A 17,704-nucleotide genomic window follows, 5' to 3' on the forward strand; every position below is an offset into this window, starting at 1 on the left:
CGTCATCGCTCTTTTGGTGTCTGGATCGGTCCGAGGACGAACTTCCATATGTAATGAAATACTTGAGCATTGTAGAGTGCTTTCAGCAATACCGCGAGGACTGGTCCTAAAATGAAACCGAGGACACCAAACAGTTGCAGACCGACAAAGATCGAGATCAAAGCCGCGAGCGGATCGAGGCCGATATGAGAGCCGACGATCTTCGGCTCGGCCAAGTTGCGTTGGACGATGACGAGGATGTAGAGCACGAGAAGTCCGATCGCGCTGAACCAGTCGCCTGAGATGGCCGCGTAGGCTGCCCATGGCACTAGGAGTGTCCCGACACCGAGGTAGGGCAACAGATCAAAGAACGCGGCTAACAAGGCGAATGAGAACGGGTTGTCGACACGTAGAATGAACATCCCGACCAAGACGATTCCGAACGTGATGGAAATGAGGGTCAATTGGGCCCGGACATAGCCGAACAAAGCCGAACGTAAATTGAGCATGACAAGTTCAAACTCTTTAAAGCCTTTGCGTTTGTTCAACCGTTCGATCGAACGCATGTAAGACGGCCAGTCTTTCGTGATGAAGAACCAGGCTAGGACGATGACGACGAACAAGAGCAGGACGAGCGGGAGTGCGCTCAGGATGTCTTGCAGGAGCCCGGCGACACCTCGAGACAGGACGCCGATCGCGGCACCGAGTTGGACGCCGATTTCAGTGATGCCGCCCTCGAGCGATGTCGTTTGACCAGGGTTTAGCCGCTGGATGCTGTCGTAGGCATCGTTGACGAGTGGTGCGATTTTTTCGTTGAACATACGTTGGGCATAGATGGTGAACGTCTCAATTTGAGCAGGAAGTCTTTCTGCCGCAATCGTCAAATAACGAATCAATTGGGTGACAACGATGGCGATTACGCCGCTGACAAGACTCATGACGATTAGCAGTGAAACGAGGGTGCCAAGGGCACGCGGCATCTTCGTTTCACGCTCGAACAAGTTGACGAGGGGGACTGTCAACAAGGATAACAAGAAAGCGAACACGAAAGGATATGTGTACGTAAAGAGGACGCTCAGTCCCCAAATAACGAGCACGAGTCCGATGCCGACAAGGAGAAATCGAAGTAATTGCCAAAGTCTTACAGGAGACATGAGGCGTTGCCCCTTTCCTAACAATTGGATTGAGCATAGTATACCACGCAACTGGTAAATGAAGAGGATGGATAGGTGATTAAATATGAAGGAGATTCAACAGAAAATCGATCGGATGATTATCCACTTAGGAGGGTATTGGCGGCCGTTATCAGGCTTGGCCAGATTATTAGAAGAAGTGGGAGAAGTGGGTGGTGCCTTGCATGACCAGGACGAAGCAGCGCTCGTGGAAGAGCTGTTAGACGTATTCGTCATTTCAACTTGTCTCGCCAATCAGTATGCGATCGAACTTGACGATCAATCGAACGGACGAGGCGAGCGCCTCGTTCATCGCGCTTACTATTCGCTCGTTCGGGAAGCGGGGGAGGTGGCCCGGACCTTGAACGCCTACGAAGGGGATAAAAAATTGAAAGCATCATCGACGCCGGGTTCGTTGCAGCACCGAATCGAGGGCGTCCAAGCAGCGGTGTTCGATATCGCGCGCGAGATTGAGCTTGATTTGTATGCAGAAATCGGTTCGCTGATCGATGAGAAATCAACACGGGATTTCGGACGGTTCGACCATACGCCTGACCCGATCACCGAATCGGCGGTGCGATTGTACACGCGTTTTAAATCTGGTCGATATTGGGGAGGAATTGAGGCTAAACCTTCGGAGGAAGCGAGCCGATATAGAGAACGAGAATATAACATGGAACGATTCTTTAAGATTGCCCATGTCGAAGGGCTGGATGGGTTCGTCATTCGTCAACCGGACGATCCGTTCATCATGACGTCCTCTCTCGAGCAAGACTGGAAGGTGCCGGAATCGTTCATAATCGACGAAGAATGGCATGGAATAGACAAATTTATCATCATTCGTAAAAACTGGTAGAAAAGTATTCCCCTTTTTATCAAAAATATTCATCTTTTTTTCAAATACTTACTTTTTTTTAAAAAGCGTTATGCTACTATGAAGGTGTTGTTAGTAGAAATTAGCGCGAGAAGAAAGGAATATTTTGGATGAAAATGAAGCTATTGAAAGTTGCTCTCATCTTATCGCTGTTGTTGTTCGGTGCTCAAATCCCTGCGGTTGAGGCATCGACATTAGATGGCGAAACGACTGTCAATTTAAACGTTCGATCGAAACCAAGCACGACGGGAGCGGTCATCACGACGTTACCGAAAGGCACAAAAGTAAAGTATGGGACTTATAACCAATCATGGCATAAAGTGTATTTAAATAGTCGCACTTACTATGCTTCGGCCCCGTACATTAAACAGATCGCCTCGTCACCGACGACGATCAAGACGCAAGCAGCATCATCGACAGGCGTCACAACAGAAAACTTGAACGTTCGAGTGACGTCACACCGTGATGCGAAAATCGTTACGACGCTTAAAAAAGGCACTGAAGTGAACTATGCCGTCCATAACTCATCATGGGCCAAAGTGTTCTTGAATGGAAAGACGTACTACGCGGCGAAAGCGTATATCGCGCCAAAGCTAGTCGCTTCAGCGCCTAGCAAACAATCGGGCTACACGAATCGCGACATTCAGCTGTTCAATCGCACGCTACAAACATCACCGGTCGCGAAAACGATCCCGGCCAAGCGTACTGTCACGTTCAGCGTCCACAACTCGAGCTGGTCGGTTATTTATGAAGGCACGAAGACCTACTACACACCGACTCGAGGAATTACAGCCGGAACACTGAAGCCGGCGACGACGACAGAGACTGGCTACGCGAACCGGGACTTGAAATTGTTCGATACGCGCAACCAGGCATCAAAAGTCGTTAAAGTACTCCCGTTGAACACGGTAGTCGCATCGAGCAAGTACAACTCGAGCTGGTCGACCGTCTATATCGGCAGCGACACGTACTACACGCCGACGGCATGGATCACGCCAGGCGTTGCCCCGGTCCAACCGCCGACGACGACGAAGCCAGTAGAGACGAAGATTCAAGGGTACGCCAACCGCAACATCAACCTGTTCGGTAAAACGCACCAGAGTTCGTCGGTATTGCTCGTCTTGCCGCAGTACACGGCCGTCACGTACAGCCCATATAACTCAAGCTGGTCAAACGTTTTCGTCGGGACGAAGACCTACTTCACACCGACTTCATGGTTGACTGCTGGTGCGGCACCATCGGCACCTGCTGCATCGCCACAAGGGAAAGTGTATATCAACACGCCGGGTGATGTCTTGAACGTCCGAGCGACGGCTTCGGCCAGCTCGACGATACTCGGGAAACTTACGCACGGCATGCAAGTCGACCACTACGGTTCATCGAACGGCTTCTATAAGATTAAGTACAACGGACGCGATGGGTTCATCTCAGCCGCCTTCACGATGGCAATAAAGCCGAGTGCGTCTACTGGACCTATCATCGTCATCGATCCTGGTCATGGCGGTAACGACCCTGGTGCGATTAACGGTTCATTCTATGAAAAGACAGTTGTATTCGACGTATCCAAGCGAGTTGAGGCATATTTGAGTTCGAAATATAACTATCAAGTCCGTTTGACGCGTACGACAGATATTTTCTATAAACCAGCAGAACGTCCGGTTATTGCAAAAAATCTTCGTGGTGATTTGTTCGTCAGTATCCATGCAAATGCGTCTAGAGATCCAAAAGCGAACGGGATTGAAACGTTCTATTCAAGTTCTACAGCGCAAAGTGCCCGCAGTCGAGTATTAGCGACGAATATTCAAAACAATCTCGTTTCGAATATGTCCGGAACTGGGATGCGGAGCCGAGGCGTGAAGTCCGCGAATTATATCGTCATTAATCATAGTTTGATGCCGTCAGCGCTCGTTGAACTCGGATTCATCACTTCTCCGACAGATGTTATCCATCTTCGTAGTGAAGCATCACGCCAGCGCATGGCAATCGGTGTTGCTGAAGGTATTGCCCAATACGTGAGAGCGTACCATTAATTCCAACCTGCTCGCGCAGGAGTATATAGAAGGCCCCGGCTCAAAATGAGCCGGGGCCTTCCTTTTATGTAATAAGCAAGCCCTCGGCCGAATGGGCGAGGGCTTGGTTTATAAGTCGTCGAAGCCGTTGGCGTCGGTCACTTTCGCGTATGAGCGTGATTTTTGTTCGAAGAAATCGGATTTCGTCGCGTTGAGCGAGTCGTCCGAATAGGCACGGATCCACGGCATGACGTCCTCGTTGAAGCCTTCATACAAATCGTTCAACCCGATGACGCGCAGGCGTTTGTTGGCAAGGTATTTGATGTAATCACGCATCTCGCTGACGTCGAGGCCATCGAGGTCACGAAGTACGTATTCGCACCACTCGATCTCGAGGTCGACCGCTTGTCCCATCGTGTCGTAGACGAACTGGCTGAAGCTTCCGTCGGCGTCGATTTCCGGGTTCTCGGTCAAGACGGCGCGAAGCAGCTGGCTGACGAAATGCGAATGTTGCATCTCGTCCCGTTGGATATAGCTGATCATCGTCGACGTCCCGACCATCTTCTGATGACGGGCGAGGTTATAGAAGTAGGCGAATCCGGAATAAAAGTTGATGCCTTCAAGGATGACCGAGGCGACGAGAGACTTCGCGAAGTTCTCCGCGTTCGGCACGGCCCGGAAATCTTCATACAAGTCTAAGATGAACTGATTGCGTTTCATAACCATCTCGTCATCTTTGGCGATATCGAAGATGCGGTTCTGCTCGCTGAGCGGGACGAGACTCGACAACACGTAGCTGTACGATTGATTATGGACGACTTCTTGCTGGGCGATGATGGCGAGCACCGAGTGGACCGACGAATCGGACGAGAACATCGCCGACTCGAGAATGTAGCGCGTCTGCACCGAGTCGAGAATCGACAACAAGCCGATGATGCGCTTGAACGCGTCTTGTTCACGCTCGGTCAGTTGCGGCCATTGTTGCATGTCTTTTGACATCGAGATCTCATCTGGGATCCAAAAGTTAGACAGCAACTGTTTATAAATTGTATAAAATTGTGGATAGGCGATATCGTTCCAGTTGACGATCGAACTCGTCTCGCCACCGATAATGGCTGTCGCCCGATTAGGATGTTTGGGCGACAGTAGTTTGATCTTTTGAATAGTCATAGACGTGTACTCCTTCTTCGGCGTTTCGTGCCAATCGTTCGGTCCAAGCACGGACGTTGTACGGTTGGTTACGCGGCGACTGCTCGATTTTCAACAGTTCACCGGCAAGGGGGATTCCAAACTTCGAAAGGTGGTATGCCATCTCGTCGACAGCGCGGCAGAAATGAACGAACATCCTGTCACCCGTCCCGAAGACGGCGGCTTGACGAATCGGTACCGACTGCTCTTTCAAGAGAAGCCGGAACGTATCTTTCATCTCGTCTGGCAAGACGCCATCGGCCCACGTGTACGACCCGAAATAGACGAGGTCGTACGTGGCGAGCGCTTGGGCCTCGCGATGGCCGATGCGGTCCGCTTCGTACAAGACGGCACGGTCGCCCCGATTGACGTGGGTCGCCTGAATCAACTCGGCGACCTCTTCTGTATTCCCGCTCATTGAACTATAGACGATTGCGACGTTCATGGTTAGGTCCCACCTTTCGTTAAACAGATGTTACGACGAACACGATTCGCATTCATCGACTTCGACGGTCGTTGAACGCGTGTAATAGATCGATTTCATACCGAGCGACCATGCCTCGAGGTGCATCCCCAGCATTTCAGTCGCCTTCACGTCGTTCTTGACGTATAAGTTGAAACTGATCGCTTGGTCGATGTGGCGTTGGCGGGCCGCGTTTTGACGGATGCTCCAAAGTTGGTCGACTTCAAACGCTGATTTGTAGAACCAGTTCGTCTCCGAGTTGAGGTCAGGGACGGTCACTGGGATCTTATAATTTTTCTTTTCTTCCGAATATACTTTCTTATAAATCGGGTCGATCGAAGCGGTGCTGCCGGCGATGATCGCTGTCGACGAGTTCGGTGCGACGGCCATCATGTAGGCGTTGCGGACACCGTTTTGGTGAACCTCGGCCGCGAGGCCGTCCCAGTCGAGCTCGTCGTGCGACCGGTAGTTGCGGCGACTGAAGTATTCGCCCGTGTGCCATTCCGAGCCTTCGAACACGCCGAACGCGCCTTTTTCTTTCGCGAGTTCCATCGAAGCGTGAATCGTGAGATAGGCGATTTTTTCGTAAAGTTTCTCAGCGTACTGGACGGCGTCGACCGATTCCCAGCGGATGCCTTCGAGGGCGAGCAAATGGTGCCACCCGAACGTGCCGAGACCGACAGAACGATATTTTTGGTTCGTGATCATCGCTTGTGGCACTTCGATCGTGTTCAGGTCGATGACGTTATCGAGCATTCGCATTTGAATCGGGATGAGGCGCTCGAGCACGTCGGATTTGACGGCGCGTGCGAGCGCGATCGAGCTCAAGTTACAGACGACAAAGTCGCCCGGCGTCTTCGTGATAACGATTTTCCCGTCTGCTGTGTACTCTTCATCGATTGTCGTCGCCGACATGTTCTGAGCGATTTCTGAACAGAGGTTCGAGCTGTAAATCATACCCGCATGTTTGTTCGGGTTGGCGCGGTTGACCGCATCCCGGAAGAACATATACGGCGTGCCCGTCTCGAGCTGTGAGCGCATGTAACGTTTGACGAGGTCGATGGCCGGCACGGTCACGCGTGTGAGCTCGGGATTGTTGACACAAGCCGTATATTTCTCGGTGAACGAACCGCCGTTGTCCGTCTCGTCGTAGAAGTCTTCAAGGCTGAAGCCCATGACCGTACGGATCTCATGCGGGTCGAACAAATGCCAATCGCCCCGCGCTTCGACGGTACGCATGAACAAGTCCGGTAAACAGACGCCGGTGAACAAGTCATGAGTGCGGAGGCGCTCATCGCCGTTGTTCAACTTGGCATCGAGGAATTCAAAGATATCCTTGTGCCAGATGTCCAAGTAGACGGCGATCGAGCCTTGACGCATGCCGAGTTGATCGACCGAGACGGCCGTGTTGTTCAACTGCTTCATCCAAGGCAACGCACCGCTCGAGACACCTTTGAATCCTTTAATGTCACTTCCGCGTGAACGGATTTTGCCGAGGTAGACCCCGATGCCGCCGCCGCCTTTTGAAAGTGTGGCCACGTCCGTGTTCGAGTCGTAAATACCGCGGAGTGAATCATCGACCGTATCGATGAAGCAAGAGCTAAGCTGCCCGTACGATTTACCGGCATTCGAGAGCGTCGGCGTCGCGACGGTCATGTATAAGTTCGATAGCGCCCAGTAGGCTTCTTCGGCAAGTTGGACCCGTTTAGACGCGGCCTCATTTTGCATGAGCGTCATGGCGATGACCATAAACCGCTCTTGTGGGAGCTCATATAAGTTTTTAACGTGATCGCGTCCGAGGTAACGGTCCGATAACGTCCGTAGGCCGATGTAAGTGAAGAGGCGATCGCGTGACGGGTCGATCAACGTCTCTAAATAAGCGATATCTTCTTTAGAGTATGTGTCAATTAACGCCGACGTGAAGATGCCTTTGTTCGTCAGCGTCTCGATCATCGAATAGAGTGAGCCGTAACGCATCGAAGCGTCATACCCGCGGTTGCGTGCTGCTTCAAGGTAGAGACGGTTTAAGTACATCTCGGTCGCGACGAATGTCCAGTCCGGCTCTTCAGCCTTCAACATATCGAGGGCGTGCATCGTCATCAAGTCATATACTACATCTTGTGTCAGTGATTTTGAATCGAGTGCTCGAATCAAACGTTCCTCGTAGCGTGCGACGCTGAGCTGCGGGTAGCGTTGTGTTAAGGATTGGATCAATGTTGCTACGTCGGCAAAGGTTGGTGTTGCCGGCAACATCGTCTCGTGGTGGATAGGGGATGTCAAAACGATCACTCCTTCTTCGGGTGTAGAAATTATAAAGGTATAGCGGAACTTGTCCGATTCAACGTCAATGGGGATAGAACGTGATAAATATCCGTTAACTATATATTGACGTTTTATTCTCTTTTTAATCATAAATCACCCATATTTAGTTTTGCAATCATTGAAATTTATAAAACTGTGACGATGCGAATTACTTTTACTCTAAAACGGCTCTCTCAACCGTTTTGAGACGTGATATGAGACGAAAAAAAGATTTACTGATTCCCGAGGTCAAAGCTGTCCGCTTTTTTTGTAAGCGTTCAATCCGATTTGTCAATACGGAAATCAAGAAGAATGTCACTGATTCCATAAATTATTAAAAAGGTTATGACCAGGAACCAATACTAGATATAGTGTTGGCTCGATTTGAAAAAGCGGGAAATCCGAGGTAAGGCTAGCGCCATCGTCAAAAGTGCGGTAGATTGAGGAAGTACGATATAATATCAAGGCTAAAAAGAAGGGTTTTAAAAATGCGTTCAGAAGATTTATTATTAGCATGGGACCCGCTCGGTTACGGGCTTGGGTCTTACGGGCCAGAGTTCGATGACATCACAGTGGCGCTCGTGCAGATCGACTCGGAAGCGGAGTTGAATGAAACGATTCGTCGTATTCTGACGGATTCGTTTGGAGAGTGCCCGTCTGAGGACGATACGCGCGCCATGGCCAGACAATTACTTACATCTTCAGAAGCTTGTCAATTATAAGGGGGAACCAACATGTTACGAATCGATCCAACACCTAATCCAAATGCAATGAAAATCACACTTCCTGAAAACGTCTTCGGAGCTAAGAGCCAAAGCGTGAAAGCCGGCGAGTCAACAGAGCAACCGCTTCTCGCGAAACTCGTCACGATCGAAGGTGTCGAGAGCGTCTTCGCTTACGGCGATTTTGTCACAGTATCAAAAGAGAACGGCGTCAGCTGGGAAGCAATCTTACCGCACGTCGAAACTGCTTACCGCGGATGAACCCGCTCGTTTCGATCGTCATTCCGGCCTACGCGCGCGAGGCGGAACTGACGGAACTGCTCGAAAGTTTGACGGTACAGACGTTTCAACAGTTCGAAGTGCTTGTAGTAAATAATGATGGGCCGCCAAAGCAACATCTTTTGGCGCCTTTTTTGAATCGATTGTCGGTTCGGTTGATCGAGCTTGAAGAAAATCATCACGTCAAAGCGCGAAACCGAGGCGTGATGGAGGCAAGAGGCGAGTATATTCTCTTATTAGATGACGATGATTTACTCATGCCGACCCATATCGAACGAGCGCTCGATGATTTGACGACGGCAGACCTCGTCTTCACCGATGCGGAACTGTTTCGGTTCACATGGCAAGACGGGCGGCGGGTCGTCACGGAGTGGGAGGCGTTCGCCTACGAGCTCGACTTGGACCGGATTCGGCAAGACTCGACGTTCATTCCGTCCGGCACGCTTTACCGCAAGCGGCTTCACGACGTCATTGGCATGTTCGATGAGACGGTTTATAACTATTGGGACTGGGACTTTATCTTACGTGTGATCGAGCACGGGACGGTCGTTCATCCAGCCCGGGCGACGGTGCTCTACGCTTTTAACGGAACCGACAACTTATCGGCGAAACAAGATGAGGCGCGTCGACGCTACTTTGAGCGGTTTTGTCAAAAACACGGCTTGGTGAATATGGAGATGAAGAATTTTCATATCGTCCAGTCCGAACGGCGGGAGTACGTGAGACAGACAGAAAGGTCGTTCGCAGGGACGTTTCCCGGTAGAACGGAAGGAGACAACTAATATGTACACAACAAAAGAGTTAGAACTTTTGGAATTGCTTGAAGAAAAAGGATACCTCGAGACGAAGTTGCTCGCGGACTTGCTCGCGACCGATGAGGCGACCGTCGAAGCGATGCTCGAGAAGTTCAAAGCGGACGGCATCTTGCTCGGTTTCCGGGCGATGATCAACTGGCAGAAGATTAACCGTCACGATGTCACGGCGTTCATCGACGTCAAAGTCACACCGAAGCGAGGTCGCGGGTTTGACGAGGTCGCCGAGCGGATTTACCGCTTCCCGGAAGTGACGGCTCTCTATTTGATGTCGGGCGCGTACGACCTGCAAGTCGTCATCCGGGCGAGTTCGCTCCAAGACGTGGCGTCGTTCGTCTCGGACAAACTGTCACCGCTTGACTCGGTCGTGTCGACGACGACCCACTTCAAGTTGAAGACGTACAAGCATGACGGTATTTTGTTCACCCCACAAGTCGAAGACAAACGGTTGAACATCACGCCATGAAGTCGCTATCGAATCAAGTCGTCTCGATGAAGCCGTCTGGCATTCGCCGTTTCTTCGATTTGGCACAGACGATGGAAAATGTCGTCTCTCTTGGGGTGGGAGAGCCGGACTTCATCACGCCATGGAACGTCCGCGAAGCGAGCTACGCGGCACTCGAGCAAGGCTATACGGCTTATAGTGCCAACGCGGGTCTGCTCGAGCTGCGTGAAGCGATTGCTCGTTACATGACCGACCGTTTTGACGTCACGTATGACCCGGCGACCGAACTGATCGTCACGACAGGGGCGTCTCAGGCGCTCGATATCGCCTTCCGTGCTTTATTGAACCCAGGTGACGAGGTTCTCGTCGTCGAGCCAGCTTTCGTCTCCTACGGGCCACTCATTGAATTAGCCGGTGGGACCGTCGTCCCGGTCGCTTGTCGTCCAGAATCCGGGTTCCGCTTGAATCGGGAAGACGTCGCAGCAGCGATCACGGAACGGACAAAAGCGATTTTGCTCTGCTTCCCGTCGAACCCGACCGGCGCGACGATGACGGGCGACGAACTCGCCGAAATCGCGGAACTCGCTACGAAACACGATTTGTGGGTTGTGAGCGATGAGATTTACGCGGAGCTGTCTTACGATGCCCCGTTCACGAGCTTTGCGACGCTCCACGACATGCGCGAGCGGACGATCGTCGTCAACGGTTTCTCAAAAGCGTTCGCGATGACCGGATGGCGCCTCGGCTTCACGTGCGCCCCGGAAGTCGTGACCCGGGAAATGCTTAAAGTGCATCAGTACGGCATGATGTGTGCGCCGACGCTCGTCCAATTCGGAGGGCTTGAGGCGTTGCGCAGCCGCGACCAACACGTCCCGAAGATGGTGAAGAGTTATCGCCAGCGTCGTAACTATTTTATCCAGGCGTTAAACGACGCAGGTCTCCCGACCCACGTCCCGGGTGGTGCGTTCTATGCATTCCCGTCCATCCGCCATACCGGGCTTTCGAGCGAGGAGTTCGCCGAACGGTTGCTGCTTGAAGAGCGAGTGGCGGTCGTTCCGGGCAATGCGTTCGGAGCGAGCGGGGAAGGCTTTGTCCGTGCGAGTTATGCGACGTCGATCGAGCAGCTTCAAGAAGCGATCCGCCGTATCGATCGGTTCATGAAACAGTTTGAACTGGCAACGTCAACGACAGACTCTCAGCGATGAGGGTCTGTTGACGTTTTAGCGATAAGGTGAATGGTGATCGCGCCTCGCCCACGACCGAATATCGACCGATTATTCTAAAATGGGTTGAACGATGTAACATAAAATGGGAAGATATACGAAAGTGGCGTGTGAATATAGATTATGGGGTCGAGATTGAGGGCGGATTAGAAGGTAAATGAGTGAAGCACCCGAACCTTGAACATTCGTACGAACCGACCGCGACGGACTTGGGGATATCGGTCGGTCGATTCGCGATGAGTTTGGACGAGATGGCTAGTGGGGACGTCTATGAAATCAGCTAGCAGCGGACGTTTGCGACATCTTAAAACAAAAAAAGGGCTAGGCGTTAGCCTAGCGGAATCAGGGGGGAATACTTGAAGTCTTGCTTGATTTGTATTTACCCTGAGGTGCGACTTTGAAACGTCAAAATAATCCTAAATAATCTTTTTTACTATTTTCTACACTTTATCGAAAAAAGTATGTTATAGTAAGTTGATGAATTTAGCATAGGAGTGTTTGTAATGGCAAAATACGAAAAAGATCAAGTTTTAAAAGGTAAAGTAACAGGAATTCAACCTTTCGGTGCGTTCGTCGCACTCGACGACGAGACACAAGGTCTTGTCCACATCTCTGAAATCTCACACGACTACGTGAAAGACGTGAACGAGTACGTTCAAGTCGGCCAAGAAGTTGAAGTGAAAATTCTTGATGTTGATGAAGCATCTAAGAAAATCAAGCTTTCAATGAAAGCGACACAAGAAGCACCAAAACGCGAGAAGTCGGCTAAGCCAGCTCGTCGTGGCGCACCACGCCGCAACGAAGCTTCAAACTTCAAGCAAGAAGAAGCGCCAGGCTTCACAGTCCTTAAGGACAAGCTCGAAGACTGGATCAAAAACACGAACTTCAAAAAGTAAGTGATGAAAGGCGGCCTATTCCAAATAGGTCGCCTTTTTTTTGTACAGGAAATTGAACAGATGTTCCCGAAAGAGATAGAGAAAGGAGTAGATTTACATGAAAATTGGAATCATCGGGACGGGCGGTATCGCCACAAACGCACACATCCCGCATTACATCGCGGCCGGGGCAGATGTCGTCGCGGTCATGAACCGGACACGGGAGCGCGGGGAGGCGGTTGCCCGTCAGTTCGGGATCGAACGGGTTTATGAAACGGTAGCGGACATGCTCGCAAACGAGCAGCTTGATGCGGTCAGCGTCTGCACACCGAACGCCCTGCATAAAGACCATGTCATCCAGGCGCTCGATGCCGGTTGTCACGTCCTTTGCGAGAAACCGCCGGCCATTTCGGAGCGTGAGGCGGACGAGATGCTACAAGCGGCCAAGCGGGCCGGCCGGACGCTCCATTACGGCTTCCATTTCCGGCATCGGACGGACACGCAACTGCTGAAACGTTTGATTGACTCAAATGAACTCGGTCACATCTATGCGGCGACCGCGCTCGCCCTAAGGCGCCGTGGCATCCCGGGTTGGGGCGTGTTCACGGACAAAGAACTTCAAGGAGGCGGGGCGCTGCTTGATATCGGCGTACATATGCTCGACCTCGCCCTCTATTTGATGGATTATCCAAAACCGGTCGACGTGGTCGGTCACGTCGGACAGTATCTTGGGACGCGTCCTGGTGTCGGTCTGATGGGCGACTGGGACGCCGACAACTTCTCGGTTGAAGACACGGCCCGGGCGATGGTCACGTTCGAGAACGGGGCCTCACTCTTTTTAGACGCGAGCTTCATGGCGAACATCGGGCCGAAGGATACGATGAACGTGGAACTGAGAGGGACAGCCGGCGGGGCGTCGTTGTTCCCGCTCACGATCTATACGGAAGAACATGGCGCTCTGTTTGACAAGACGCCGGCTCATTTGACGTTACAAGACCCGTACGCGACACAGATTCGCTCCTTCCTTGAGGCGTGTCGGCATGAGCCGTCATACGAGCAGGCCGAACAGGCGGTCCTGCTTCATCAAATCATCGACCGCATATACAGTCAGGGCTAATCACTTTTCAATCCAGAAAAACAGGGTATATAGTGTAGGTGTTACATATTTTTGAAGGAGGATGACTTATGCACAACTTTGAATACAAAAACCCAACGAAATTGATCTTCGGGACGCATCAGATCGAGAAGCTCACAGGCGAGCTCAAAGCGCTTGACGCGAAGAAAGTGATGCTCGTCTATGGAGGCGGGAGCATCAAGAAGAACGGGACGTATGAGGAAGTCGTTGCTGAATTAAATAAAGCGGACATCGTGTTCGTCGACTTCTCAGGTGTCGAACCGAACCCGCGGATTGAAACGGTGAGACGTGCGGTCACGAAAGCGCGCGAAGAAGGCATCGACGCCTTGCTCGCGGTCGGCGGCGGTTCAGTCATCGATTGCACGAAATTGATCTCGGCAGCGATCCCGTATGACGGCGACGCATGGGACATCGTCCTCCGTGACCATATCCCGACTGAAGCGGTACCGTTCGGGACGGTGCTCACACTCGCGGCGACAGGTTCTGAGATGAACTCCGGTTCGGTCATCACGAACTGGGAGACGCAAGAGAAATATGGTTGGGGCCACCCGCTCGTCTATCCGACGTTCTCGATCCTCGACCCGCGCTATACCGTGTCGGTGCCGAAAGACCAAACGATCTATGGCATCGTCGACATGATGAGCCATTGTTTCGAGCAGTACTTCCACCCGAACCACGCTCCGGTCCAAGAGCGGATGACTGAAGGCGTCTTGAAAGCGGTCGTCGAGTCGGCACCGAAGCTCGTCGACGACTTAGAGAACGTCGACTTGCGTGCCATCATCTTGTTCGCAGGCACGATCGCCTTGAACGGGGTCTTGCAGATGGGCGCTTCTGGCGACTGGGCGTCGCACAACATCGAGCACGCCGTTTCGGCTGTCCATGACATCCCGCACGCCGGCGGTCTCGCCATCCTCTTCCCACGCTGGATGGAGCACGTCCTTGAAGAAGACAACGCGGCACGGTTCGCACGACTCGGGACAGAAGTGTTCGACGTTGAACCGGGTGCGACAGACCTCGAGACAGCAAAACGTACGATCACAGCGGTTCGTGCTTTCTTCGACCAACTTGGTGCGCCAAGTTCACTCCGCGACTATGAGATCGACGAATCGACGTTCGAGGCGATCCTTGATTCAGCGATGAAGCGTGGAGCGTTCGGACGTTTCCGTACACTCGAACGCGAAGACGTGGCTGCGATTCTTGAATTGAGCAAATAAGGCGATTTGATGCCTATTTTGCAATAATGATTGAACGAATCCGTCGTTTCCGTTTATGATGGGTCATGTATGGCTCTTAGATGAGCGATTTAAAGGAGGAAATGCCATGTCAACAGTACGTTTCGATTATTCTAACGCCCTGTCTTTCGTCGGGGAACACGAAGTCGATCAAATGCAAGAAACGGTGAAAGCACTCCATTCGGTCATCCACGACCGGAGCGGTGCCGGCAGCGATTTTCTAGGCTGGATCGACCTTCCAACGAATTTTGATACGGATGAGTTCGCACGCATCAAGGCGGCCGCTGAACGAATCCGCGACAACTCGGACGTCCTCGTCGTCGTCGGAATCGGTGGGTCGTATCTCGGCGCTCGTGCAGCCATCGAGATGCTGCAACATTCATTCTTCAACGTGTTGTCAAAAGAGGAGCGTAACGCCCCGCAAGTCTTCTTCGCGGGCCACAACATCTCGTCAACGTACATGACGGAGTTGCTTCAAGTACTTGAAGGCAAAGAAGTCTCAGTCAACGTCATCTCAAAATCGGGAACGACGACAGAGCCGGCAATTGCTTTCCGTGTCCTCAAGCAGTTCATGGAAGAGAAGTACGGCCAAGACGGCGCACGCGAGCGCATTTATGCGACGACAGACCGTGCCCGTGGCGCTTTGAAGACGCTCGCTGATGCAGAAGGTTACGAGACGTTTGTCATTCCGGACGATGTCGGTGGACGGTTCTCTGTCCTCACACCAGTCGGTTTGCTTCCGATCGCGGCGGCAGGCATCGATATCGATGCCCTCATGGAAGGTGCGCGTGACGCGGAAAATGCTTACAGTTCACCTGAACTTTCAGAGAACGAGGCGTATCAGTACGCGGTCGTCCGTAACGCCATGTATGCGAAAGGTAAATCAATCGAACTTCTCGTCAACTACGAGCCGGCACTCCACTATGTATCAGAGTGGTGGAAACAGCTTTACGGCGAGTCAGAAGGCAAAGACAACAAAGGGATCTTCCCGGCGGCAGTTGACTTCTCGACTGACCTCCACTCGATGGGACAATACATCCAAGAAGGTCGCCGCGACTTGTTCGAGACGGTCATCCGTGTCACGAACGTCCGTCACGCGTTGAACGTCCCTGAAGACGCACAAGACCTCGACGGCTTGAACTTCCTTGCCGGTGAGACGATCCAATTCGTCAACGACAAGGCGACGGAAGGAACGCTCCTCGCCCACACGGACGGAAACGTGCCGAACCTCGTCGTCGAATTGCCAGAGATGACGCCATATCATCTCGGCTACTTGTTCTACTTCTTCGAGAAGGCGTGCGCGATGAGCGGCTACATTCTCGGAGTCAACCCGTTCAACCAGCCAGGTGTTGAAGCATATAAAGCGAACATGTTCGCGTTGCTTGGAAAACCAGGTTACGAAGAACAAAAAGCTGAGCTTGAAAAGCGCTTAAACCAATGATTTGTTGTAGGTCCGCCTCGGCGGGCCTATTTTTTTGTTTGAAACTAGGGTGAGACAAGGTAAAGTGAGAGTAGACACGGGAAAGAAAGGGATGGACTATGTTGACATTCACGGACTACTATCACAATAAAGTCGAGTTGAGCTTCGAGCACTATCCATTTTCGGATACGCCGCTTCACGTCTGGGTCGTCGCCCGCTATGCGGACAAATGGGTGCTCACGAAGCATAAGCAGCGCGGACTCGAATTTCCGGGAGGGAAAGTCGAACCCGGAGAACACGAGGACGACGCGGCGATTCGGGAAGTGTACGAGGAGACGGGAGGTGTCGTCAAGACGCTCCATTATTTAGGGCAGTACCGGGTGCTCGGGCGTGGTGACACCGTCATCAAAAATATTTATTTTGCGGAAATCGAACGGTTCGAGGATCATCCGGCCGTCGATGAGACCGACGGGGCCGTCTTGTTGGACACGTTACCGACGAACCTGCTCCGTAACGGCCGCTACAGTTTCATGATGAAAGATAAAGTGTTGCCCGAAACGATGAAAGTACTCCATGACAAAAAGTTGGTTTGATCGAGTCGACGTCCTGCCTCCTTATGCGGGATACCCCGTTCATCGAGGTTGGTACGAGACGAGTGACGGGGAAGAAATCGTCGCCTACACGATCACGCCAAAACGCCCGAACGGCCAGGTGCTGTTTTATTTACGAGGCGGCACCGGGAGGATCGGCGACGTCCGGTTGCCTCGGCTAATGCAATTCGCGGCGAAAGGGTTCCATGTCGTGGCGCCGGTCTATCGCGGGAACCACGGGGGAACCGGAAAAGAGGATTTCGGAGGCGCCGACTTAGAGGACGTCGTGTCTCTGTATGACCGCGTTAGCCGGACGCACGAGACGATCCACGCCCTCGGCTTTTCCCGGGGCGGCATGATGGCGTTGTCGCTCGCATCAAAACGTCCCGTCACGTCGGTCACGTCGTGGGCGGGTGTGACGAATTTGGAATGGACGTATGAAGAACAGCGTTCGATGCGGAAGATGTTGCGCCGGATGACCGGGGGAGACCCGGCGGCGGTCCATGAGGCGTATGTCGAACGGTCTCCGCTCTTCAAAGACTGGCAGGCGCCGACGCTACTCATTCATGGGACGGACGACGAGCAAGTCCGGCTTCGTCATGCGACCGCCCTCGCCGACAAGATCGGTTCGCAAGCAGAGCTTTGGATCTTGCCGTTCGCCCATCAGCTCCCGTTCTGGGAAAAATGGAAGACGACGGACCGAGCGATGGATTGGATGTTGGCGATTGCAAGAAAAAAATGAGGCTGGGACATAACCCAGTAGATTTATAAGAAAGAGGCCACCGGGAGCGACTTGTTCGCTCCCGGTGGCCTCTTCTCATTTTTATGGGTTCGTGCACGCATTTCAGACTAAACAGATAGGGGCGACCTTTGATAAAGTTAAAGTGACCAAACCATAACTTTGGAGGTGCCCCTATGTACAAAGAGTATACCATGAACCAGTTGGTTTTGCCCCTAGATTTAGAAGTCCGTCTCCAGGAAAACG

18 protein-coding genes are annotated in these 17,704 nt (G+C 52.2%); 14 read left to right on the forward strand and 4 right to left on the reverse strand.

Features of this window, described 5'->3' with window-relative positions:
• Positions 1-2 precede the first annotated feature (2 nt).
• A complete protein-coding gene (gene ytvI, locus BJU60_RS10235) occupies positions 3-1,133 on the reverse strand; it encodes a sporulation integral membrane protein YtvI (RefSeq protein ID WP_070328772.1) in 1,131 nt (376 codons plus the stop codon).
• Between the two features lie 85 nt (positions 1,134-1,218).
• On the opposite strand from ytvI, the gene BJU60_RS10240 reads away from it, so the two are divergent.
• Positions 1,219-2,007, forward strand: coding sequence for a MazG nucleotide pyrophosphohydrolase domain-containing protein (locus BJU60_RS10240; RefSeq protein ID WP_070328773.1), 789 nt, complete (start codon positions 1,219-1,221; stop codon positions 2,005-2,007).
• 128 nt (positions 2,008-2,135) lie between these two features.
• Positions 2,136-4,055, forward strand: a complete 1,920-nt coding sequence (locus BJU60_RS10245; RefSeq protein ID WP_070328774.1) for an N-acetylmuramoyl-L-alanine amidase — start codon at positions 2,136-2,138, stop codon at positions 4,053-4,055.
• A gap of 108 nt (positions 4,056-4,163) precedes the next feature.
• On the opposite strand, the gene BJU60_RS10250 is transcribed toward BJU60_RS10245, so the two are convergent.
• The 3 genes from BJU60_RS10250 to BJU60_RS10260 are packed head-to-tail and all read right to left on the reverse strand — an operon-like array spanning position 4,164 to position 7,965.
• Positions 4,164-5,204 carry a ribonucleotide-diphosphate reductase subunit beta gene (locus tag BJU60_RS10250; RefSeq protein WP_070328775.1) on the reverse strand — a complete coding sequence of 347 codons (1,041 nt, stop codon included), beginning with the start codon at positions 5,202-5,204 and terminating at the stop codon, positions 4,164-4,166.
• Positions 5,161-5,667 carry a flavodoxin domain-containing protein gene (locus tag BJU60_RS10255; RefSeq protein ID WP_070328776.1) on the reverse strand — a complete coding sequence of 169 codons (507 nt, stop codon included), beginning with the start codon at positions 5,665-5,667 and terminating at the stop codon, positions 5,161-5,163. The genes BJU60_RS10250 and BJU60_RS10255 overlap by 44 nt, the downstream gene beginning before the upstream one ends.
• A gap of 30 nt (positions 5,668-5,697) precedes the next feature.
• A complete protein-coding gene (locus BJU60_RS10260; protein ID WP_302050628.1) occupies positions 5,698-7,965 on the reverse strand; it encodes a ribonucleoside-diphosphate reductase subunit alpha in 2,268 nt (755 codons plus the stop codon).
• A gap of 509 nt (positions 7,966-8,474) precedes the next feature.
• Here BJU60_RS10260 and BJU60_RS10265 point away from each other — a divergent pair.
• The 12 genes from BJU60_RS10265 to BJU60_RS10315 all read left to right on the forward strand — a co-directional run bounded on the left by BJU60_RS10265 (position 8,475) and on the right by BJU60_RS10315 (position 17,461).
• Positions 8,475-8,708 (forward strand): DUF1871 family protein, encoded by a 234-nt coding sequence (locus BJU60_RS10265; RefSeq protein ID WP_016509787.1) that lies wholly within the window; start codon positions 8,475-8,477, stop codon positions 8,706-8,708.
• A 12-nt stretch (positions 8,709-8,720) separates the two neighbouring features.
• Positions 8,721-8,969, forward strand: coding sequence for a NifU N-terminal domain-containing protein (locus BJU60_RS10270; RefSeq protein ID WP_070328777.1), 249 nt, complete (start codon positions 8,721-8,723; stop codon positions 8,967-8,969).
• A complete protein-coding gene (locus tag BJU60_RS10275; RefSeq protein WP_070328778.1) occupies positions 8,966-9,769 on the forward strand; it encodes a glycosyltransferase family 2 protein in 804 nt (267 codons plus the stop codon). Before BJU60_RS10270 ends, BJU60_RS10275 begins: the two co-directional genes overlap by 4 nt.
• Before the next feature lies 1 nt (position 9,770).
• The gene (locus BJU60_RS10280) at positions 9,771-10,265 is read left to right on the forward strand and encodes an Lrp/AsnC family transcriptional regulator (protein ID WP_070328779.1); all 495 of its coding nucleotides are present in this window, start codon (positions 9,771-9,773) and stop codon (positions 10,263-10,265) included.
• Positions 10,262-11,449 (forward strand): aminotransferase, encoded by a 1,188-nt coding sequence (locus tag BJU60_RS10285; protein WP_070328780.1) that lies wholly within the window; start codon positions 10,262-10,264, stop codon positions 11,447-11,449. Before BJU60_RS10280 ends, BJU60_RS10285 begins: the two co-directional genes overlap by 4 nt.
• 179 nt (positions 11,450-11,628) lie before the next feature.
• Positions 11,629-11,751, forward strand: a complete 123-nt coding sequence (locus BJU60_RS15450; RefSeq protein WP_255569834.1) for a hypothetical protein — start codon at positions 11,629-11,631, stop codon at positions 11,749-11,751.
• Positions 11,752-11,970: 219 nt separating this feature from the next.
• A complete protein-coding gene (yugI, locus tag BJU60_RS10290) occupies positions 11,971-12,363 on the forward strand; it encodes a S1 domain-containing post-transcriptional regulator GSP13 (protein ID WP_016509788.1) in 393 nt (130 codons plus the stop codon).
• Positions 12,364-12,460: 97 nt separating this feature from the next.
• Positions 12,461-13,459 carry a Gfo/Idh/MocA family protein gene (locus BJU60_RS10295; protein WP_070328781.1) on the forward strand — a complete coding sequence of 333 codons (999 nt, stop codon included), beginning with the start codon at positions 12,461-12,463 and terminating at the stop codon, positions 13,457-13,459.
• Positions 13,460-13,527: 68 nt separating this feature from the next.
• On the forward strand, positions 13,528-14,691 hold the full coding sequence (locus BJU60_RS10300; RefSeq protein ID WP_070328782.1) for an iron-containing alcohol dehydrogenase: 1,164 nt from the start codon (positions 13,528-13,530) through the stop codon (positions 14,689-14,691).
• A 106-nt stretch (positions 14,692-14,797) separates the two neighbouring features.
• Positions 14,798-16,150 carry a glucose-6-phosphate isomerase gene (locus BJU60_RS10305; protein ID WP_070328783.1) on the forward strand — a complete coding sequence of 451 codons (1,353 nt, stop codon included), beginning with the start codon at positions 14,798-14,800 and terminating at the stop codon, positions 16,148-16,150.
• A gap of 98 nt (positions 16,151-16,248) precedes the next feature.
• The gene (gene ytkD / locus BJU60_RS10310; RefSeq protein WP_070328784.1) at positions 16,249-16,722 is read left to right on the forward strand and encodes an RNA deprotection pyrophosphohydrolase; all 474 of its coding nucleotides are present in this window, start codon (positions 16,249-16,251) and stop codon (positions 16,720-16,722) included.
• On the forward strand, positions 16,703-17,461 hold the full coding sequence (locus tag BJU60_RS10315) for an alpha/beta hydrolase family protein (RefSeq protein ID WP_070328785.1): 759 nt from the start codon (positions 16,703-16,705) through the stop codon (positions 17,459-17,461). Before ytkD ends, BJU60_RS10315 begins: the two co-directional genes overlap by 20 nt.
• The last annotated feature ends 243 nt before the right edge of the window (positions 17,462-17,704 follow it).

Origin of the sequence: Exiguobacterium aurantiacum, from assembly GCF_001766415.1 — a bacterium.
GTDB classification, from domain to species: Bacteria; Bacillota; Bacilli; order Exiguobacteriales; family Exiguobacteriaceae; genus Exiguobacterium; species Exiguobacterium aurantiacum_A.

Bases quoted from the DNA above. Each gene is read 5' to 3' on its own strand.
- BJU60_RS10305 (WP_070328783.1), top strand. From the start codon at position 14,798: ATGTCAACAGTACGTTTCGATTATTCTAACGCCCTGTCTTTCGTCGGG.
- BJU60_RS10250 (WP_070328775.1), bottom strand. From the start codon at position 5,204: ATGACTATTCAAAAGATCAAACTACTGTCGCCCAAACATCCTAATCGG.
- BJU60_RS10280 (WP_070328779.1), top strand. From the start codon at position 9,771: ATGTACACAACAAAAGAGTTAGAACTTTTGGAATTGCTTGAAGAAAAA.
- BJU60_RS10295 (WP_070328781.1), top strand. From the start codon at position 12,461: ATGAAAATTGGAATCATCGGGACGGGCGGTATCGCCACAAACGCACAC.
- BJU60_RS10315 (WP_070328785.1), top strand. From the start codon at position 16,703: ATGACAAAAAGTTGGTTTGATCGAGTCGACGTCCTGCCTCCTTATGCG.
- BJU60_RS10300 (WP_070328782.1), top strand. From the start codon at position 13,528: ATGCACAACTTTGAATACAAAAACCCAACGAAATTGATCTTCGGGACG.
- BJU60_RS10285 (WP_070328780.1), top strand. From the start codon at position 10,262: ATGAAGTCGCTATCGAATCAAGTCGTCTCGATGAAGCCGTCTGGCATT.
- BJU60_RS10240 (WP_070328773.1), top strand. From the start codon at position 1,219: ATGAAGGAGATTCAACAGAAAATCGATCGGATGATTATCCACTTAGGA.
- ytvI (WP_070328772.1), bottom strand. From the start codon at position 1,133: ATGTCTCCTGTAAGACTTTGGCAATTACTTCGATTTCTCCTTGTCGGC.
- yugI (WP_016509788.1), top strand. From the start codon at position 11,971: ATGGCAAAATACGAAAAAGATCAAGTTTTAAAAGGTAAAGTAACAGGA.
- BJU60_RS10265 (WP_016509787.1), top strand. From the start codon at position 8,475: ATGCGTTCAGAAGATTTATTATTAGCATGGGACCCGCTCGGTTACGGG.
- ytkD (WP_070328784.1), top strand. From the start codon at position 16,249: ATGTTGACATTCACGGACTACTATCACAATAAAGTCGAGTTGAGCTTC.
- BJU60_RS10255 (WP_070328776.1), bottom strand. From the start codon at position 5,667: ATGAACGTCGCAATCGTCTATAGTTCAATGAGCGGGAATACAGAAGAG.
- BJU60_RS10270 (WP_070328777.1), top strand. From the start codon at position 8,721: ATGTTACGAATCGATCCAACACCTAATCCAAATGCAATGAAAATCACA.
- BJU60_RS10275 (WP_070328778.1), top strand. From the start codon at position 8,966: ATGAACCCGCTCGTTTCGATCGTCATTCCGGCCTACGCGCGCGAGGCG.
- BJU60_RS10245 (WP_070328774.1), top strand. From the start codon at position 2,136: ATGAAAATGAAGCTATTGAAAGTTGCTCTCATCTTATCGCTGTTGTTG.